The organism is Priestia sp. 10L35, from assembly GCF_056395685.1.
This window is the reverse complement of the sequence record NZ_JBFTKA010000003.1, coordinates 674,241-692,296: the sequence shown is the minus strand read 5'-3', so window position 1 is coordinate 692,296 and position 18,056 is coordinate 674,241. Positions and strand designations below refer to the sequence as shown.

The following is an 18,056-nucleotide window of genomic DNA, read 5'->3' as shown; positions in this document are numbered from 1 at the left end:
TTACCTATTGTACCAAATTCCTTCCACCCATAACATTTCTTTTCAGTATAGAAAGGAGTGTAGTTCCGAAAAAGATCGTTTTTGGTACAAAAAATGATAGACATTTTGATTTAGGTCTGCTAGAGTTTTAGTTGTTAACAACGTCTCGGCTTCTATGAGAGTTGGAAGCCACTTATAAAAGAAAAGCGAGGTGTAATATGGATAAAGAGACCATTAAACTGATTCGAAAAAGCTACAATTTAAATCAGCGAAATTTTGCTAAAATGGTAAACTGCAGCTTTTCACTCATTGCATTAGTGGAAGTTGGGAAGAGAAGAATTACAGAGGACTTAGAGAATAAAGTGAAAGAAGCGTTTGGATTAAATGAGGAAAAAATAGAGGCGCTGATTTCTTCTTAATCATGTTCTAGTTAAAAACGTAGTGGAACTGTATATGAATGCAACTTTTCAGTAAAGCGGAACATAATAGAAATAAACAAACCGCCTTTACGCATTTTTATATATCCTAAGTACCATAAACGTTCTATTTTGGTTCTTTATTTTATCATTTCCGCTATTCGAAAGCTAGAAAAGTTGTTATAAATGCTTTTTAGTATAGAAAGAAAGGTGTTTTTGGTTATCATGTTCAATAAATTAAAAATGGAGTGGTTTGGCAACGTAAAAGGAGATATCCTTTCAGGTATTGTCGTAGCGCTTGCCCTCATTCCAGAAGCCATTGCTTTTTCCATTATTGCCGGGGTAGATCCCATGGTGGGCCTACACGCATCTTTTTGTATCGCAGTTGTGATGGCCTTTGTAGGAGGGCGTCCTGCCATGATTTCAGCAGCTACCGGTGCGATGGCTCTGCTGATGGTGACGCTAGTAAAAGAACATGGAATGGAGTATTTATGGGCAACGACTATTTTAACGGGTGTGATTCAACTCCTGTTTGGCATTTTTAAAATTGCTCGCTTTATGAAATTTATTCCTCGCTCCGTGATGGTTGGGTTTGTGAACGCATTAGCTATTTTAATTTTTATGGCACAAGTTCCGCACTTCGTAGGAATTTCAACAATGACCTATGTGTTTGTTGCGCTAACACTGGTCATTATTTACGTGTTACCGCGCTTTACAAAAGCGGTTCCTTCTCCATTAGTAGCCATTGTCGTTATGACAATTGTAGCTATTTTCGGAGGATTCAATTTGCGTACAGTAGGAGACTTGGGAGAGATTACAAAGTCACTGCCGATCTTTTCTATTCCTAACGTTCCTTGGAATATGGAAACACTGTCCATCATCTTTCCAACAGCGCTAGGGCTGTCTATTGTTGGATTAACAGAATCGCTGCTAACAGCATCGATTGTGGATGATATGACAGATACGTCTAGTAATAAAAATCAAGAAAGCAGAGGGCAAGGAATTGCGAATATCGTCGTTGGTTTCTTTGGCGGCATGGCCGGCTGTGCGATGATTGGTCAAACCGTTATTAATGTAAAATCAGGAGGACGCGGTCGTTTATCAACGTTCGTAGCGGGTCTATTTCTAATGTTTCTCATTTTGGTGCTCGGCGACTGGGTTGTCAAAATTCCAATGGCTGCACTAGCCGGGGTCATGATTATGGTATCGATCGGAACATTTGACTGGTCTTCACTTCGTACACTAACCAAAGTCCCTTTAACAGATACAGTCGTGATGCTTGTGACCGTGATTACCGTTGTAGCAACCCATGATTTATCAAAAGGAGTTATTGCTGGTGTTATTTTAAGCGCAGTTTTCTTTGCGGCTAAAATTTCAAAGCTAGACGTGTCAGCAAAAGAATCGGAGCACCAAACGGTTTACAAAGTAAAAGGTCAGCTGTTCTTTGCCTCTGTAGAAGACTTTGTAAACTCATTTTCGTTTACAGAAAAACAAGATCAAATTTTAATTGATTTTTCAGAAGCGCATATTTGGGATGACTCAGCCGTAGCGGCTATCGATAAAATCGTACTGAAGCTAAAAGAACAAACGTCTGCTGAGGTGAAGCTGACAGGTTTAAATGATGTAAGTGAAGAGTTGCTTCAAAGGTTAGCGACTTACAATAAGCCGAGCGCAAGAGCATCAGCTCATTGATAGGGGGACAATGAATGTATCAAAAAATCTTGTTAGCTGTAGATGGGTCGGAACATTCAAAAAGAGCCGCGGAGCATGCGATACAAGTTGCTTCTTTCATACCGCAATCACAAGTAGAAATTATTTCGGTTATTGACTTATCAAAAGCGAAAACCGAGATTTTACATGGAGAGCTGAAACAAAAAAGACAGCAAGCGCTCGAAGAAATAAAGAGTTGCTTTGAAAAGAAGCAGATAGCGTATCAGCTTAAAATAGAACGCGGCGATCCTGGGCCAACCATTGTAGACTACGCCAATAAAAACAACTTTAATCTTGTTGTAATAGGAAGCCGCGGCTTAAATTCTCTTCAAGAAATGGTGCTAGGCAGCGTCAGTCATAAAGTAGCTAAACGAGTACACTGTCCGGTTATGATTATTAAGTAAGTGAACGTAGGTATTGTGGGTACAAATCGTAGACGATTTGTACCTTTTTTGCGTTTGAATATAGCAGTTAACGTTTATAAATCATTACTAACATGTATGATACTTTTTATCGTATACACATACTCGTAATAATCTGCCAAGGACTTTTGGTTTTGAAAAAAGAAATAGTTTATATAAAAATAAAAGGAGGAGGTTGTATGAAGATTTCCCTTTCAAATTCTATAGAAAATGTTGAGTGGTCGAGAATGAAAGAAATTTATCACTCGGTAGGATGGACGAACCATAATGAAGAAAAAATTAAAAAAGTATTTCAATCAAGCAACGTAGTAGCTATCGCTTATGATGAAGATAATATAGCAGGGTTTGGGAGAGCTCTTTCAGACGGTGTGTTTAATGCTGCCATTTATGATGTTGTGGTTGACGAGCAGTATCAAAACAAAGCAATTGGACAGAAAGTTATAAAAAACTTACTTGCTCAGCTTGACGATATTTCCTGCGTTCATCTTGTTTCTACAGCAGGTAATGAAGAGTTTTATAGAAAAGCAGGATTTCGGAAAATGAAAACTGGAATGGCTCGTTATTTAAATCCTTCTTTAGCGGAAGAATATTTGGAATAAGTTATGTGTTAGATTGCAAACCAAGGGACATTTTAAAGTATGTACCGAATGAATAATAAAGAGGACATAGAAAATCTAACGTGTTCCCTTTTGAAGTGCAAACATTGCAAATCGCATCACACTTTTTGTTATCAATATCAATATAATTCTCAATCAAGTTCTCTAATTAAATAAATCAATAAAAGCAGAGAAGGGACAGCAATTAAGCTGTCTCTTCATTTTAATTTCAATACTTAATCCTCATGGTTGAAGGGATTTGTTGTCTTTTATTATTGATTGTCTTCCTCGCTTTTGTACTCCAAAATATCACCTGGCTGACAATCCAAAGTCTTGCATATTGCTTCTAATGTTGAAAAACGAACCGCTTTTGCTTTTCCATTTTTTAGGATGGAAAGATTCGCCATAGTAATTCCAACCCTCTCTGAAAGCTCCGTTACGCTCATTTTTCGTTTTGCTAACATCACATCAATATTAATAATAATTGCCATATCCTACACCTCAGACCGTTAAATCATTTTCTGATTTTATGTTAATCGCTTCTTGCAAAAGTCTTTGGAGAACAGCAGCAAAAACTGCGATAACCAACGAAGCAAAAGGAATGACCATTCCAACAAAAATGAGACCTGGGGCATCGTCTTTATCTGCCACGAGATAATAGATGGGCAAACCTAAGACATGCAAACTACAGATAGAAATGGCGCAGTATTTGATGCTCATTAAAATTCGAACAGATAATTCGGAGAAAGCAATGTTCTTGTCAATATAACTCAACAGTTTAACAGCTTGATAAAGGGCGAAGTAAAAAGGTAATGTTCCTCCATATAAAAGAATGAAAATTATATATTCTATGGAATGAATACCTAAGAACTCCGCTACCGCATCTGCCAGTTCAGGAACTAGAAATATGCACAAAGTGAGAACCAAAATTCCAATGAGAATAACTGCTATCTTCAAAAATAATGTGGTTGCTATCTTCATAAAAACACCTCTTCTATATTTCAAAATATTAATTGTTTTTTGTCTGTAAATCCATGACATTCTTTATAGGTTTTTGAAACACGTCCACAATGGCTGCGATGATACTTGTTGCCAAGATGCCCATTAGACCTAGAGATATTGGACCTGCTGCATCATCACCTGTGAATTGAGCATGCGCCCTTAAATAAACTATTGCTAACAAAATAAACAAAATGACAGTAAAAGTGCATTTTTTTATTACCTTCAAAGATTGAAGAGATAACTCAGAGAAAGCGTTATTCTTCTCGATATAGGTTAAAAGTTTAAAAGCTTGATAACACGCCAAAGAAAATGTAATACATATTCCATATGTACATACCAACAGTGGATATAACGAATAATCACCAGGACGCTCTATAGCATCTCTTCTGGCTGCCTCAGGCAACAAAAATATACATGCGGCAAGCACTGCAATTCCAATCAGAAAAATTATTACCTTTAAGAAAGTGGTAGAGCCTCGTTTAACATTCATAAAAAACACCTCACTAATGATAATACGAATTTAACATATGATTTATCGTTTTACAATAAAATATTATCGTTTTATATTATATTATTGTTGTTACTGAAATATCCTTTTAATTTTAAACAAAATAAAAAGCATTTCTTAATACAAAGAAATGTTCTTACTTTAGAAGGTTAAATTTATAAATTTTTCAACAAAACTTCCAAAATCAACAACGAAAGATATCAGACCCTACTTAAAATAAATAATATCTTTAAAACTCACTAAATAATTCACGGTTAAATTCAAATAATTATTTCCATAGTGGAGAAGTTTCATGCGAATTCCTGCTTGAATTTCAGGGGGAATAGCAAATATAGAAGTAATACAAGCAAATAAAAAACGTGAATTCATGTGTGACTTCATGCTAAAAATGCATGATGAAATTAAATTTTGCACCTTAGAAAAGAACCCGTTAATAAAAATCTATGTCCTTTTTTCTTTTTGATATTGAGACTATGGAATCTGTATATGTCTATTTAATAATATATGGTATTATTTTCTTTAGTCAGGAGGTATTTGAAATGAGTATTCCAAAGGAAAATAAGCCGATTTTACTGACAGTTATTTTACTGGCGGCTGCGTTTGTTGTATTTTTTGCAAATCGGCTGCTTCCCCAAAATTCAATTTTCCCAAGTGAAACCGGTGACTTGACCATTCTACTGTGGCTGTTTTTTGCGATAGATATTGGCTTTATTGTGGCATTAGTTTTAGGAGTTCGAACCAAAAAACCGAGCGTTGTGTGGTTTAGCATTATCGCAAACAGTATCTTTTTTGTTTTGCTTTCCGGCTTAATTTTTTTATTAGCAATTGCGAATGGCATTTCTGAACCGTAAGCTTATTATTTTTATTATAGATGAATGATAAGGTTCTAGAGAGGTTGATAGATTATGATGATAGGCGGTCCTTTATTGATTGCGCTGCTGCCAGGTGTACTTATAATCCTTGTAACTTGGCTGTTCAGAAAGATGAAGTGGAACAAAGTCATTAGAATGCTTCCTTCAATGCTAACCGTTATGGCTGCCGCCGTTCTTTTTTACATTGGCTATGTAGAAATAAGAGGTTTTGAAGGTGCGGGCTATTTGTTTTTATCTGTGTTTTTGCTTTTATTCGCGCTTGTATCCTATATTGTAGCTAAAAAGCCTGTACAATAATTTTTATAAACTTTATAAATTCTTTATAAATCCCTCCTATACTACGTGTAGGGGGGATTTAATATGAAAAATATCATTTTAGATGTAAAAAGCGTTTCGAAAAAAGTAAGACGTCGTCACTTAGTAAAAGAAGTATCGTTTCAAATTAAAGAAGGGGAAATATGCGGATTGCTAGGGCCAAACGGTGCTGGTAAAACGACCTTAATTCGTTTGTTGACGGGGTTGATTAAACCAACCGGGGGAGAAGTTTTTATTAATAACAAACATATTTTTTCACAAAGAAAAGAAGCGCTGCAAAGCGTTGGCGCAATTGTGGAGTCGCCCATCTTTTTTCCTTATATGACAGGAAAAGAAAACCTGACAAATTTAGCTCGCCTGCATTCATTTCCAACAAAGAAAGAAAGGCAGCAAAAAGTAAAAGAAGTGCTTGATATTGTGGGGCTAACCGGCAGAGAAAATGATAAAGTTCGAACGTATTCTCTTGGGATGAAGCAAAGGCTCGGAATTGCTCAAGCGCTTTTAGGCGACCCGGACTTATTAATACTGGATGAGCCAGCCAACGGCTTAGATCCAATGGGCGTACGTGAACTGCGCGAGCTTCTTTTCACCTTAAAACGCCACTATAACAAAACGATTTTGATTTCTAGTCATTTGCTGGATGAATTACAGCGAGTATGTGATCAAATTGTCGTGATGCGAGAAGGAGAGCTAATATGGGACGGCGCTTTAGACCAGTTAGCATCCGGTAAAAATCTGGAAGATGCATTTGTAGAGCTGGTGTCACAATGAAGAAGCTGTTAGTAGCGGAGTGGGAAAGACTTTGGAAACGAAAAGTGGCGTGGCTGACCTTTCTATTAGTGCCGGTGGTGCTGTTAGTTGCTTCTTCCTATCTCCAAAAAGAAAACGGAGCACTCACAGTCGACTTACCACAGTATACGTTTGCGGGAAACTTTCCTGTACTGAGCTTAGCCGAAATGTTATTTACCGTTTTTAATGCTATGTTCTTAGTTTTTATTACGCTCGTTGTTACCGGCGAATACCGGTCAGGACAGCTGCGAATGGTCATGATACGATCATATTCGTTTAAAGAAATCATCCTAGCAAAAGCCGCAGTGATTCTGCTGTTTAATGCACTGTTTTTTATTACGTATTTTTGTATGAGCTATGTGATAGGCTTTCTGATGTTTGAACATCCGCAAACCTACTTTGTGTTTTATCACAGTCATGCTTTCAGCATAAAAGAAGCGCTAGTATATAATCTTTCATTCTATGGATATGCCTACTTGACGACTATTGCGATATGCTGTGTGCTGTTTTTTATCTCTGTTATCAGCAAAACGACCACTACGGCTGTTGGAATTGGTGTTGCTTTTATACTAATCTCCTTGTCGTATCCAACTTTATTAACGGGATTTAGGCAGTGGATGAGTGAAGAGCTTTTTGGACAGCTTTTCTTTACTTCTGTACCGATGATTCAATGGCAGGGAATCACAGTCATGATGGCAGAGAAACCGCAATTTGTAGGCTGGAATTTCGGCGTGTTAGGTTTTTATGTTCTGTTTTTTAGCGGTTTAACGTATGTAGCGATTCGAAAAAAAGAATCATTTTTATAAAAGGAGAGAAGACATGATGACAGGACTTTTTATCAGTGAATTAGAGCGAACGTTTAAACGAAAGAAAACAGCGGCTGTATTAGCCGTGTACGCAGGGTTACTTGCTTTTATTTGGTTCTTTTTATTTCGAATGGGAGGCACTTCGTTTTTCGATGCAGATCATGACGTGAAAATTGATTCTTTAAATTCCGCGCCTTTGTTTCTTCGAGAACTGTCGTTTGTTATTACGTTTATTGTCATTCCTATGTTTGTTGCAGATAGTTTTAACGGCGAGTACACGTCCGGAGCTTTGCGCATGGTATTGATTCGACCGCATCATCGTGTAAAACTGTTTTTTGTAAAATGGGCCGTTCAATGTTTGTTAGTTTTTCTTATTCTTTGTATTACTTGGGTAGTGGGCACGTGTGTTGGGAAGCTAGCTATGCCTCACGTAAACGAAACAACGTTTTTAGGCGGACATACGCTAGGGACTTTAGGGGCGTTCCTATATTCGCTGAAATTTTACGGCATTTGTTTTTGCATCTTTATAGCGGTTATTAGTATCGGGAGTATCCTGAGTGTTCTTATGCCTAATTCCATTTTATCTTACGTAGCAACTATTGGTGCTTTAATTGGAAGTGTGTATGTGTCAGATAAACTAAGCTTCTTTTTCTCCGTAACCGATTCTGTTTTTCATGAATTAAGCAGGCCAAACTCTGAATTTTTAGTGAACCTATTATTTCCAATTTTGCTTATTAGCCTTATAATAAACCTATTCGTATGGAAAAAGAAAGAATGGGTAGGGTGAGCTGGAGATGAAGCAAACAATTTTACTAGTAGACGACGAAAAAGACATTATTTCGTTTATGAAAGATGCGCTGCAAGATGAAGGATATGAGGTGATGTTCGCTTACGAAGGTCAAGAAGCGTTAAAGAAGCTAAAAGTAAATCCAGACTTAATTGTGCTGGATGTGATGATGCCAGGCATGGACGGCTTTGCTCTTTGTGAATTGATCCGAAAAAGCATATCATGTCCCATCATCTTTTTAAGCGCCAAGCAAACGGAGCAGGACAGAGTAAAAGGACTATTAGTCGGTGGAGATGATTATTTAGTTAAGCCTTTTAGCATGAAAGAACTAAAAGCCCGGATTTACGCCCATCTGCGCCGGGAGCAAAGAATTAATAGTAACTCCTATAACAGGCTTCATTTTGGAGAGTTAACCATTGATTTAAACGGCTATCAAATTTTACATAACAATGAAGTGATTCCGTTTACTTCAAGAGAATTTGAGATTATTCATTTCCTCGCTCTTCATCCAGGTCAGGTTTTTACACGTGAGCAGCTGTATGAAAAAGTTTGGGGCTACGACGCGGAAGGGGATTCGTCTACGATTACAGAACACGTGAAAAAAATTAGAGCAAAACTATTAAAATATGACGAAACGCCTTACATTTCAACGGTTTGGGGAATTGGCTACAAATGGGTAAAATAAAAAAATGGATGAACCGGGCAACGTTAAAAGCGCAGTTTGTTTTATCTTTTCATTTGATTTTGCTGTATAGCCTGCTTGCGACACTTTTAACGTGGGGAATTGTCATCTCAGTGAACTGGTTTTTTATGCCCGGAGCACTGAATCCGGCGAATTATTATGAAAAGAAAATCCCAGAAATTATCCAGTTTGTGAACGAAAAGGAAGATGCGCTTCTTTCTAAAAGTGCTAAAAACCAAGTAGAATCGGTTATTCCGCTAGAAGGAATGGATTATCAAATTATGAATAAAGAAGGACAAATCGTGTATGGCTCCATGTCCACTTCATACATAAAAAATAAACGGGATCTTTATTCTCAGGTCAATACAAATATCCATTCAGGTAAATATATTATAAAAGTGTATCCGCTTTTTAATTCAAAAGACGAAGTAAACGGGGCCATTGCGCTGAGATATCAATTAAACATGGCTTCGACTAACCCAAATATTAAATGGATAGTTGCGCTTGTAACGTTTTTATCTCTAGCCAGTCCGTTTCTTTATTTTTATTTGTTTGCTTATTTATTTGGAAGACGATTTAGCAAAAAAATTGAACGGCCTTTTAACGAGCTGATGGCAGCCGCAAAGAATATTCAACATAATAATTTGGATTTTTCGCTGTCCGTGACTCAAGACGCCAAAGAATTAAGTCAGCTGCTTCATGCCTTTGAAGAAATGCGAAAAGAATTAAAGCAATCGCTAGCTAAACAGTGGCAGCTAGAAGAAGACCGTAAAGATATGACGGCTGCGATTGCGCATGATTTACGAACGCCTCTTACGATTATTCACGGTCATACCGAAATTTTAGTAGAAGGAAGCAAAAAGGACCCGGAGAGGCTTAATCGATATTTACATACGATCTACACGAATACACTTCGTTCTATTCAACTATTAAATCAGCTGCAAGAAGTATCAGTCATAGAAAATCCAGGCTTTTCCGTAAAGAGTGAGCCTATTGATATCAACACATTTGTTCATGAGAAAGCAGACGAGTTTCAGCTTTTATGTCAAAAAAAAGAGATTACATTTATATCTTCGATTAATGAAGTAGACGGATCAAATCAATTTTACGGAGATCCCCAGCGCATTTCTCAAGTGTTAGATAATATCATCACAAACTGTATTCGCTACACGCCTGAACGAGGAGAGATAGCTTGGAATACCGTGATTCATCACAACGAAGTAATCTTTGAAATACATGATACGGGTCCTGGGTTTACACTATCCAACAAAGAACAGCTGTTTAAAAAGTTTTACAGAGAAGATGCGTCGAGAACAAGCGGCCACGGAAACTTGGGGCTAGGTCTTTACATTGCTCATTCCATTGTGAAAAACCACGGGGGAAGCATCACGGCCGATAATAAGGAGACGGGAGGAGCAGTGTTTAAGATTGTTCTTCCAATGGGAAAGAAGTAAACGCGTAAAAAAAAGAACCCTCAAAAAAGAGAGTTCAAAAAAGGGTAAGTAAGAAAGAAATGTACATGTTCCTTTGGGGGACTGCATCTGTACAGTAAAATTTATACCCCATGTACACTTGTTGAAACGTTGAAAAATAATCTAATAATAGAAATGAATAGTTGATAATATGCTTTATAATTTATAAAAAAGACTGCAAAGCGGCTGTATACCGTATCCTGCAGTCTTTCTCTAGTTTATTTACTTAAAAATTCTCTCATAAATTCATTCACTTTTTCTGGCTGCTCATGCTGAGGCGCATGTCCCACACCGTCTAAGCGGTGAATCGTTACGTTTGGAACGTACTCTTCAATACCATCTAAATTACTGTTTTCAAACGCTTCGTCCGCATTTCCCCATACAATTAAAGTCGGAGACTGAAATACTTTATGCGGCAATGCTACGGGTTTATGAACACGCTCTTCAAATGGGTAAAGAGAAGACGCACGATAGTAGTTAAGCATGGATTTCATTGCATTTGGCTGATTCCAGGCCTCTACATATTTAGCTTCTTCTTCTTTAGTTAAATAGCCTTTTTTAATGCCGGGCTCCGTCAGCATATTTCTTAGCTTTTCACTATTATTGGCGAGTAGCTCATCTTGAGAATTTGGCTGTTGGAAAAAGCTCATATAGCTGCTTGCTTCTCGTTGAGCAGGATTTTCAGCAAGTTCTCTTATAAATGTGTAAGGGTGCGGTGCATCAAACATCACTAACTTTTTGACATACTGCGGATATGTATAAGCAAATGCCCATGCAACAGCGCCGCCCCAATCGTGTGCCACTAACACACATTCTTTTTCACCAAACGCTTCAATCAACTGTTTTACATCTTCCATGAGAAGGGGCATGCTGTAAGAAGAAATTTCTTCTGGCTTATCTGATAAGTTATAGCCTCGCATATCTACAGCTACCACGCGGTAATCTTTCGAAAACTCTTCTAACTGATGGTGCCACGTATACCAAAAGTAAGGGAATCCGTGTAAAAATAGCATAAGCTCGCCTTCACCTTTTGTCACGTAATGGAGGTTTACATTATTCACTTTTACATAACCGTCTTTAAACATGTTACTCATCCTTTCGCTTTTACTCTTTATTATAGAAAAACTTTACTCTTTATTAGTTGATGTATCAAATAATAAGGTTTCTTTACGCGATAAATGAGCTATAAAGCTCTTTTAAAACCCTTATTTTGGTTATTGTTTGTGAAATATAACCCCAGTCTTATTTTGAATAATCGTAATCTATTAGAAAAACTTGGAATTTTGAAGGTTATGTAATAAGATAGTATATGATAAATATTTCCATATATAGGAGGGGACATATGCAAAAAAAAATTCTACATACGGTGCTTTCACTTGCGGTAGGAGCAGGAGTGTTTGCTGTTGGCGGAGTTCCTACTCAAGCTAAGACTCAAGATCAAAATATAAGTAACACATACGCAATTGCTTTTAAAAATGGATTACCAGACAACTATCAAGAGATTATTCAAAAAGCTGGTGGGAAAGTCACTAAAGCTCTGCCGGAAGTAGGAGGAATAGAAGCTCAATCTGAACAGTCTTCTTTTCTTAACAATTTAAAAGGAAATTCTTCAATCGAAGCTGCTAACAGGGAAATTCCTCTAAGCTTGGAAAAAACAGCAGTTAGTCCTTATAACTATCAGTCTAGTATAATCAGCTCACAGAATTCAGAGAATTATTGGGACTCTCAATGGGATATTCAACGAGTGACAAATGATAGAAAATCTTATGAGCTAGAAACAGGCGGGTATAAAAATAAAGATGGTAGTACAACTCATAAAGCAGTGGTAGGAGTAATTGATACCGGTATTGATGAGTCTCATCCTGATTTAAAAGATAATATACTAGGCGGACGTAATCTTGTTCCAGCTGGAATGGACGAATCGGAAACAGGGGATCCTGCAGATATAAAAGATCGTAACGGACACGGTACGCACGTTGCTGGAATCATTGGTGCGAATGGAAAAGTAAAGGGAGTGGGACCGGAACTTGGAATACGTTCTTATCGCGTACTGTACTCAGAGCAAGCTCTAGGACTGCCATCTTGGATTATAGACGGAATTATTGCCGCAACCAATGATAAAGTAGATGTTATTAATATGTCTCTTCGTTTCTATAATAATAACAAGATGACTATTGAAGGAGAAAGTTATAAATCAATCGCTGAAACGCTGCTTTGGAAAAGAGCCATTCAGTATGCCGTGAAAAATGGAGTAACGGTAGTAGCCGGTAGCGGAAACGAAAGTTTAAATTTGGATAATAAAAAGGAAGTAAACGACTTTTTAAATACCTTGTATGAACCATATGGTATAAGTGTCAAAGGGCCAGCAACTGTCGTACCGGCACAAATGCCAGGAGTGATTAATGTTTCGGCTTCCACAAAATGGTCGACTCAGCAGCTTGCTTTCTACTCTAATTATGGAAACAGTGCCATTGACGTGGCGGCTCCAGGAGGGGATTTTGGAGAGAAATATGCCAAAACCAATGATCCTGCAGCGGCTGATCCAAGCAATTTAATTCTGAGTACATGGCCTACGTATTTAGGGACTTCCTATGAGTTAAACGCCGGTACTTCCATGGCAACTCCTCAAGTAGCTGGAATTGCGGGAGTTCTTAAAGCAGCTCACCCTGAGTATAAACCCGCTCAAGTAACAGCACGTATTAAGCAAACAGCTTTTGACTATGGCAAAAAAGGACACGACGCTTTATTTGGTTCAGGAGAAGCAAATGCCTATAGAGCGTTAAAAGATATAAAGAACTAGCGCTTGTAATAAATACAGTAAAAAAAGCCTTTCTAAAAATAATTTTTTAGAAAAGCTTTTTTAAAAATTCACCGGCCTTAGCAATTCCTAAATTAGATTCAAAGTCAGTAATGTATACACAGGCATTCGTATATTTATCATAGGAATCATAGCTAAAGTTTCTGCTTACATTATAATCTCCACTTATAGGTTGATAGAATTGAATCGATTTAATTTGATCGTTGAGAGATAAATTAAAATTATGAGTTGCTTTTTTTAATTGTTCGAGCTGCAGTTTTGTATAACTGTCACGATGTTTTTGGATTTCATCTTGCATGAGTTCTATTTTATATTTAGATAGGGTGTTAATATGATCAATTGCAGGCCCCATATCTTTTTTTATTTGTGCTTCAGAAGAATGGAAGTGTTTATCATCAAATGAATCTGACATGTTATGGCTTCCTTCCGAAGTCTTGGTTGCATCTATAACATCATACATGTTGTTCATGAGCGTAACTTCATAGATAGTCTTGCTTGAATTAAATCTTTTATAGGATTTTACATATTCTTTTTCTGTTAATGCAGCTACATCTCTTTTTAATTGCGCTATGCTTTTTTTTAGCTCACTATCACTTTGTGTTTCTACTTTTGACGTACTATTAATAGACGCAGACAGCAGGTTGAAATCGTTTTTATAGCTTTGAAACGTTTTATCTTCTATCTTTCCCTCTTTATTGATTAAGCGTTCAGACTCGTTTTGCAGAAATTTCAGCTCTATGGCCAGCTCTTTTTTTGCCTCGCTTCCATCTATGCTTGCATTGTTTGAACTTGTGTGACTGCATCCCATTAATCCAAGCGTCAAAGCTATCGTAATGGTCCCAGTTCTGATCTTGCTTATGTGCCTCATGTTGAAACTCCATTTCTATTTGTTTATTGCTTGCATATAAAAGACTATATCACATAAATGGAATATTTATCTTTATATACTATTAAATGTTACATTCCGTGTAGTTAAACTAAAAAAAGTATTATAATGGAATTTATAAAAATAGTGCTGAAAGAAGATAAATATAATAGAAAAAAATAACCATGTACTTATACTATTAATGTGACTTCTAAAGGAGGAAATCAATATGACTGGAATTGCCAAAACCCCCGAACCGCCTTATTATGCCGTTATTTTTGCTTCTGAAAGAACAGAAGGTGAGAAGGGTTATGGAATCATGGCAGACAAAATGGTGGAGCTTGCTTCTGCACAAAAAGGCTTTTTAGGAATAGAAAGTGCCAGGGACAAAGATTTAGGCATTACCATTTCATACTGGGATTCCTTAGAATCAATCAAAATATGGAAAGAACATTCAGCTCACCGCGCAGCACAGCACAAAGGGAAAACAGAATGGTATCAAACGTTTTCGCTTAGGGTTTGTAAAGTGGAAAGACATAGCTTTTTTGAGATGTAGGGCGTATATGGTTGATTGTTTTAAAAAAGGGAAGAAGCCGTTATGTTTTATGGCGTTATAGGTTTTATAGCCGTTTTTATCACTTTGTGTTCATTAGAAGCAAAGCTAAGAATGATTGTTAAACAAAATGATCGAGTGATTGAATTACTTGAGAAACAGAATAGAGAGTAAGAAAACGCTAATGAACTCAACGTTTATGATATCATCTCCTGACTTTAGTTACGGGAGATGTTTTATTTTAAGAGTGCATAAAAAAAACCTCAGTAGGAGGTCTAGTTATTACTTTTAAAAGCACTTATAATAAGCTCATCTACTGTCGGATGTCATCTAGAGGCTGTGTCAAAAGCTAATTATAAAGGGAGGCTATATTTATCGTTTAACCGGGAAAAATTAGCTGAACTTCGTAATTTCATACTAAGATTGTTCATTTAATCACCGTATTTTTTTCTGTACATGAGAAACGTTATTAAATATATAACTGAAATCATTGTCAGAAATATTAGCGGCGAAATGCCAATGCCATCATAAGAACTTTTCCCTTGAAAAGTCCGATAAATGGACTCTACAACATCTAAAATTAGTACACCAATAACGATCATAAATGAATACGATTGAGCCTTCGTGCTGATAAACTTCTTTCTTTCGTCACCTTTTCGCGAAGATGATGAAACAAAAATCAAAATTCCGCAAACTAACAGTATGAATGAATACACAATTTTAACCCAATCCATTTTAATCCTCCTTATAATAAATGTAAAAAGTATTTTACATTTATTATTGTATCATCAGTTCCAAAAATGTTAAACTCTTTTTACATTGTAAATTATTTGAATGGAAGAACCGCTATAAGAAAAGTAGATATTTTTAAAATGGTTTTATAAAACAAACTCACGTTACAAAGTGACTTAAGTCAACTTCACTGCTAAAATGGAAGTAACAGGAATTTTTGTGTTTCACCAACTAAAAGTGAGGTGGGTTGTTTGGTTCTTCATAAAAAAACAGTTTCTTTTGTTGCTCTTTTCTTGTTGTTATTAGTGATAAGCTCGAATTATGTGTTATATCATTCTTCTTTTGGACTTCAGTCGTTGCCTGGTGATTTCAACGGAGTAGTAGTAGGTTCTATTTTAGACTTAAGCCTTGTGGCTCCGCTCTTATTTCTAGCTTGGCAGCGTAAGTTCAGGCTAAAGTACTTTATTGTATTAATGGCTACAGGCCTTATTGCTGCGCGTTTTATCATTCCAAGTGAATACTTGGCTTCTTTTCAGTCGGTTATGTGGCTAGGAGTTGGCATAGAAGGACTACTTATTTTGTTTGAACTTTCACTGTTGTTTATGCTAGTTAAAAACGTACCGCCTATTTTAAGAAGGATCAAATCAAGCTCTTTGCCGCTTTTATTTTCTTTTTCGCGGGCTGTAAACGAAAAGTTCTCCAAACAAACTTTTATACACATCCTTTGTTCAGAAATGCTGATGTTTTACTATGCGTTTGGAACGTGGAAGAAGCAGCCGAATACTGAAGGGAATACGTTTACTCTGTATAAACGCTCTAGTTTTATTACGTTTCAAATTATGATTATTCATGCGATTGTCATTGAAACATTAGGGCTTCACTGGCTGCTGCACAATACGTCTATCATTCTTTCAGTCGTTTTACTGATCCTTAATATTTATAGCATTGTTTTCTTTTTAGGAGACATTCAAGCATTAAGGCTTAACCCTTTACGAGTGGAAGACGATCGTATATACATTTCGTTTGGCTTAGCTAAGCGTATGGAAATCTCTTTTAAAGATATTGAAGAAATAGCAGAAGACGCTCACATCCTCCAACAAAAAATCCCTAATACCACGATTGAATTTATCGCACGCGATTTTGCAAAAGTTTATCCTGATCTTTTACTAACATTAAAGTCTCCAATTGAAGCAACGCTTTTTATGGGAATCAAAAAGAAATACCAGCAGGTCGCCATTCGGGTAGATGATCCTCATGCGTTTAAAAAAATAGTCAAAGAACGTGTAGAGAAAGCTCAGAAGGGATTAATCTAAGATTCTAGAAAGCTAGGGCCTTATAGATATATAAGGTCTTTTTGCTAATGATCAGTTACTGGACATAAATAGTGAAGTGTTAGATGTATTTTAGTAAGATGGAAGTAATAGGTAATGTAGTAAAGGAGGATGAGGATAGGGTATGGGAATTTTTTTAGAGGAAAAGAGAAGTATTTAAACTCTGTGGAGTGGCTAGCTGAAAACTCAATCCAATTAAGAGAACCAACTGAATGTATGCCTGAAGAGTTTGAATTTCTCCGTCATATAGTAAAAAATAAAAGAATTGTGTGGTTAGGAGAAAACGGTCACAACATAAGAGAACATAATATGATGAAGTCAAAAATAATAGAATTTCTACATAAAGAAATGAATTTTACCGTACTGGCATTTGAAAGTGGATTAGCGGAATGCTATAGCGCTAATGAGTTAAAAGAAGAGTTTACAGATGAAGACTTTTTAAAAAATGCAATTTATTCCCTATGGGCAACAAAAGAAAATCTGTCTTTGTTTCAGCTAATGAAAAAATCAGATTTAAGTTTAATAGGAATAGATATTAATCCCTCTTCTAATCCTGACCTTTTCTTGAAATTCGTTCAGCAGCTGAGTTCCGTAGTGTCTGAAGACATGATAGAAAAGATAGAATACATTGAAGCAGGCGTGTATAAATGGTATTACCAACTAGGGCAATATAAAGCGAGAAGAAAAAAAGTTCCAGCAGAAATGTTACGTGAGTTTGCAGAGTTTAAAGAAAAAGCAAGCGTAGTAATAGGAGATTTAGAAGCTTATCTACTTGAAGAATACGTTTTGCATCTTGAAAATCAAGAGCTTGTATGTAAAGTTAAAATAATTATTCGATGCCTGCAAAACCGTTTGTATTTTATCAATTATATTCACCATAATCACCGGACGTATAAAAAACTAAGAGAAAAGCGAATGAAGGAAAATTTAGAATGGATTTGTCAAGAACTGTACCCTAATGAAAAGATTATTATCTGGGCACATAACCTTCATATTTTCAAACAATATAAAACGTTTACAGGCTTTGAACCACTAGGAGCAATCGTTTCTAATGAAATAAAAGAACAGTCTTATTACTTAGGGTTATTTATGTATGAAGGTGAAATACATACGGACACGGGACAGCCATATAAAATAGAGAACCCGCCTAAAAAAAGTCTGGAGGACTATATGCATCAAGTGCAGTCACCAGCTTTATTTACAGATTTTTCACAGCTTGAAAAAACTTCAGGAAACAAGTGGATATTCACTAAAACTATCTTTTTAGAAAGTGGTACCATGCCAACTTTATTTGTACCGCGTGATCAGCTAGACGGTGCTTTACTTGTTGAGTCTGTTTCTCCGCCCGAGTATCTTAAACGCAATAAAAATAAATAAGAAAACGTAATAAACAAAGAGGGT

The 18,056-nt window shown here is 36.5% G+C and carries 21 protein-coding genes; 15 read left to right on the top strand and 6 right to left on the bottom strand.

Going from position 1 to position 18,056, the window contains the following annotated elements:
* Nucleotides 1-197: 197 nt before the first annotated feature.
* From AC1DEF_RS14865 to AC1DEF_RS14850, 4 genes are all read left to right on the top strand, one after another.
* Nucleotides 198-398: a helix-turn-helix domain-containing protein gene (locus AC1DEF_RS14865; protein WP_097822913.1), complete on the top strand. Its 201-nt coding sequence runs from the start codon at nt 198-200 to the stop codon at nt 396-398.
* A gap of 222 nt (nt 399-620) precedes the next feature.
* Nucleotides 621-2,087: a SulP family inorganic anion transporter gene (locus tag AC1DEF_RS14860; RefSeq protein WP_097822912.1), complete on the top strand. Its 1,467-nt coding sequence runs from the start codon at nt 621-623 to the stop codon at nt 2,085-2,087.
* A 14-nt stretch (nt 2,088-2,101) separates the two neighbouring features.
* Nucleotides 2,102-2,509, top strand: a complete 408-nt coding sequence (locus AC1DEF_RS14855; RefSeq protein ID WP_057244203.1) for a universal stress protein — start codon at nt 2,102-2,104, stop codon at nt 2,507-2,509.
* Between the two features lie 197 nt (nt 2,510-2,706).
* Complete coding sequence (locus tag AC1DEF_RS14850) at nt 2,707-3,126, top strand: GNAT family N-acetyltransferase (RefSeq protein WP_097822911.1); 420 nt, start codon at nt 2,707-2,709, stop codon at nt 3,124-3,126.
* A 269-nt stretch (nt 3,127-3,395) separates the two neighbouring features.
* On the opposite strand, the gene AC1DEF_RS14845 is transcribed toward AC1DEF_RS14850, so the two are convergent.
* From AC1DEF_RS14845 to AC1DEF_RS14835, 3 genes are read right to left on the bottom strand one after another with little or no spacing between them, the layout of a single operon-like run.
* Entirely contained in the window at nt 3,396-3,614 is a 219-nt protein-coding gene (locus tag AC1DEF_RS14845) for a helix-turn-helix domain-containing protein (protein WP_097822910.1), read from the bottom strand.
* 10 nt (nt 3,615-3,624) lie between these two features.
* Nucleotides 3,625-4,104 carry a DUF2975 domain-containing protein gene (locus tag AC1DEF_RS14840; protein ID WP_097822909.1) on the bottom strand — a complete coding sequence of 160 codons (480 nt, stop codon included), beginning with the start codon at nt 4,102-4,104 and terminating at the stop codon, nt 3,625-3,627.
* Between the two features lie 28 nt (nt 4,105-4,132).
* A complete protein-coding gene (locus AC1DEF_RS14835) occupies nt 4,133-4,615 on the bottom strand; it encodes a DUF2975 domain-containing protein (protein ID WP_097822908.1) in 483 nt (160 codons plus the stop codon).
* A 557-nt stretch (nt 4,616-5,172) separates the two neighbouring features.
* Here AC1DEF_RS14835 and AC1DEF_RS14830 point away from each other — a divergent pair.
* The 7 genes from AC1DEF_RS14830 to AC1DEF_RS14800 all read left to right on the top strand — a co-directional run bounded on the left by AC1DEF_RS14830 (nt 5,173) and on the right by AC1DEF_RS14800 (nt 10,338).
* Nucleotides 5,173-5,484: a hypothetical protein gene (locus tag AC1DEF_RS14830; RefSeq protein WP_097822907.1), complete on the top strand. Its 312-nt coding sequence runs from the start codon at nt 5,173-5,175 to the stop codon at nt 5,482-5,484.
* A gap of 54 nt (nt 5,485-5,538) precedes the next feature.
* On the top strand, nt 5,539-5,802 hold the full coding sequence (locus AC1DEF_RS14825; RefSeq protein ID WP_097822906.1) for a YesK family protein: 264 nt from the start codon (nt 5,539-5,541) through the stop codon (nt 5,800-5,802).
* Nucleotides 5,803-5,865: 63 nt separating this feature from the next.
* The gene (locus AC1DEF_RS14820) at nt 5,866-6,591 is read left to right on the top strand and encodes an ABC transporter ATP-binding protein (protein ID WP_097822905.1); all 726 of its coding nucleotides are present in this window, start codon (nt 5,866-5,868) and stop codon (nt 6,589-6,591) included.
* The gene (locus tag AC1DEF_RS14815; RefSeq protein WP_097822904.1) at nt 6,588-7,415 is read left to right on the top strand and encodes an ABC transporter G family protein; all 828 of its coding nucleotides are present in this window, start codon (nt 6,588-6,590) and stop codon (nt 7,413-7,415) included. Before AC1DEF_RS14820 ends, AC1DEF_RS14815 begins: the two co-directional genes overlap by 4 nt.
* A 13-nt stretch (nt 7,416-7,428) precedes the next feature.
* Entirely contained in the window at nt 7,429-8,202 is a 774-nt protein-coding gene (locus tag AC1DEF_RS14810) for an ABC transporter permease (RefSeq protein WP_082178509.1), read from the top strand.
* 7 nt (nt 8,203-8,209) lie between these two features.
* Nucleotides 8,210-8,887: a response regulator transcription factor gene (locus AC1DEF_RS14805; protein ID WP_097822903.1), complete on the top strand. Its 678-nt coding sequence runs from the start codon at nt 8,210-8,212 to the stop codon at nt 8,885-8,887.
* Nucleotides 8,875-10,338, top strand: a complete 1,464-nt coding sequence (locus AC1DEF_RS14800; protein WP_097822902.1) for a sensor histidine kinase — start codon at nt 8,875-8,877, stop codon at nt 10,336-10,338. The genes AC1DEF_RS14805 and AC1DEF_RS14800 overlap by 13 nt, the downstream gene beginning before the upstream one ends.
* A gap of 236 nt (nt 10,339-10,574) precedes the next feature.
* Here the strand turns inward: AC1DEF_RS14800 and AC1DEF_RS14795 are convergent, their stop codons facing one another.
* Nucleotides 10,575-11,441 (bottom strand): alpha/beta fold hydrolase, encoded by an 867-nt coding sequence (locus AC1DEF_RS14795; RefSeq protein WP_255255678.1) that lies wholly within the window; start codon nt 11,439-11,441, stop codon nt 10,575-10,577.
* Nucleotides 11,442-11,698: 257 nt separating this feature from the next.
* Here AC1DEF_RS14795 and AC1DEF_RS14790 point away from each other — a divergent pair, with 257 nt between their 5' ends.
* Entirely contained in the window at nt 11,699-13,156 is a 1,458-nt protein-coding gene (locus tag AC1DEF_RS14790; protein WP_097822900.1) for a S8 family serine peptidase, read from the top strand.
* Between the two features lie 46 nt (nt 13,157-13,202).
* Here the strand turns inward: AC1DEF_RS14790 and AC1DEF_RS14785 are convergent, their stop codons facing one another.
* Nucleotides 13,203-14,042 carry a hypothetical protein gene (locus AC1DEF_RS14785; RefSeq protein WP_097822899.1) on the bottom strand — a complete coding sequence of 280 codons (840 nt, stop codon included), beginning with the start codon at nt 14,040-14,042 and terminating at the stop codon, nt 13,203-13,205.
* A 226-nt stretch (nt 14,043-14,268) separates the two neighbouring features.
* On the opposite strand from AC1DEF_RS14785, the gene AC1DEF_RS14780 reads away from it, so the two are divergent.
* A complete protein-coding gene (locus AC1DEF_RS14780) occupies nt 14,269-14,595 on the top strand; it encodes an antibiotic biosynthesis monooxygenase family protein (protein WP_318331161.1) in 327 nt (108 codons plus the stop codon).
* Nucleotides 14,596-15,023: 428 nt separating this feature from the next.
* Here AC1DEF_RS14780 and AC1DEF_RS14775 read toward each other — a convergent pair whose 3' ends face one another.
* Complete coding sequence (locus AC1DEF_RS14775; RefSeq protein WP_097822897.1) at nt 15,024-15,326, bottom strand: hypothetical protein; 303 nt, start codon at nt 15,324-15,326, stop codon at nt 15,024-15,026.
* A 240-nt stretch (nt 15,327-15,566) separates the two neighbouring features.
* On the opposite strand from AC1DEF_RS14775, the gene AC1DEF_RS14770 reads away from it, so the two are divergent.
* Both AC1DEF_RS14770 and AC1DEF_RS14765 read left to right on the top strand, forming a co-directional pair.
* A complete protein-coding gene (locus AC1DEF_RS14770) occupies nt 15,567-16,637 on the top strand; it encodes a beta-carotene 15,15'-monooxygenase (protein WP_318331162.1) in 1,071 nt (356 codons plus the stop codon).
* Nucleotides 16,638-16,766: 129 nt separating this feature from the next.
* A complete protein-coding gene (locus AC1DEF_RS14765; protein WP_097822895.1) occupies nt 16,767-18,032 on the top strand; it encodes an erythromycin esterase family protein in 1,266 nt (421 codons plus the stop codon).
* The last annotated feature ends 24 nt before the right edge of the window (nt 18,033-18,056 follow it).

Bases quoted from the DNA above. Each gene is read 5' to 3' on its own strand.
- AC1DEF_RS14865 (WP_097822913.1), top strand. From the start codon at position 198: ATGGATAAAGAGACCATTAAACTGATTCGAAAAAGCTACAATTTAAAT.
- AC1DEF_RS14860 (WP_097822912.1), top strand. From the start codon at position 621: ATGTTCAATAAATTAAAAATGGAGTGGTTTGGCAACGTAAAAGGAGAT.
- AC1DEF_RS14855 (WP_057244203.1), top strand. From the start codon at position 2,102: ATGTATCAAAAAATCTTGTTAGCTGTAGATGGGTCGGAACATTCAAAA.
- AC1DEF_RS14850 (WP_097822911.1), top strand. From the start codon at position 2,707: ATGAAGATTTCCCTTTCAAATTCTATAGAAAATGTTGAGTGGTCGAGA.
- AC1DEF_RS14845 (WP_097822910.1), bottom strand. From the start codon at position 3,614: ATGGCAATTATTATTAATATTGATGTGATGTTAGCAAAACGAAAAATG.
- AC1DEF_RS14840 (WP_097822909.1), bottom strand. From the start codon at position 4,104: ATGAAGATAGCAACCACATTATTTTTGAAGATAGCAGTTATTCTCATT.
- AC1DEF_RS14835 (WP_097822908.1), bottom strand. From the start codon at position 4,615: ATGAATGTTAAACGAGGCTCTACCACTTTCTTAAAGGTAATAATTTTT.
- AC1DEF_RS14830 (WP_097822907.1), top strand. From the start codon at position 5,173: ATGAGTATTCCAAAGGAAAATAAGCCGATTTTACTGACAGTTATTTTA.
- AC1DEF_RS14825 (WP_097822906.1), top strand. From the start codon at position 5,539: ATGATGATAGGCGGTCCTTTATTGATTGCGCTGCTGCCAGGTGTACTT.
- AC1DEF_RS14820 (WP_097822905.1), top strand. From the start codon at position 5,866: ATGAAAAATATCATTTTAGATGTAAAAAGCGTTTCGAAAAAAGTAAGA.
- AC1DEF_RS14815 (WP_097822904.1), top strand. From the start codon at position 6,588: ATGAAGAAGCTGTTAGTAGCGGAGTGGGAAAGACTTTGGAAACGAAAA.
- AC1DEF_RS14810 (WP_082178509.1), top strand. From the start codon at position 7,429: ATGATGACAGGACTTTTTATCAGTGAATTAGAGCGAACGTTTAAACGA.
- AC1DEF_RS14805 (WP_097822903.1), top strand. From the start codon at position 8,210: ATGAAGCAAACAATTTTACTAGTAGACGACGAAAAAGACATTATTTCG.
- AC1DEF_RS14800 (WP_097822902.1), top strand. From the start codon at position 8,875: ATGGGTAAAATAAAAAAATGGATGAACCGGGCAACGTTAAAAGCGCAG.
- AC1DEF_RS14795 (WP_255255678.1), bottom strand. From the start codon at position 11,441: ATGTTTAAAGACGGTTATGTAAAAGTGAATAATGTAAACCTCCATTAC.
- AC1DEF_RS14790 (WP_097822900.1), top strand. From the start codon at position 11,699: ATGCAAAAAAAAATTCTACATACGGTGCTTTCACTTGCGGTAGGAGCA.
- AC1DEF_RS14785 (WP_097822899.1), bottom strand. From the start codon at position 14,042: ATGAGGCACATAAGCAAGATCAGAACTGGGACCATTACGATAGCTTTG.
- AC1DEF_RS14780 (WP_318331161.1), top strand. From the start codon at position 14,269: ATGACTGGAATTGCCAAAACCCCCGAACCGCCTTATTATGCCGTTATT.
- AC1DEF_RS14775 (WP_097822897.1), bottom strand. From the start codon at position 15,326: ATGGATTGGGTTAAAATTGTGTATTCATTCATACTGTTAGTTTGCGGA.
- AC1DEF_RS14765 (WP_097822895.1), top strand. From the start codon at position 16,767: ATGAGGATAGGGTATGGGAATTTTTTTAGAGGAAAAGAGAAGTATTTA.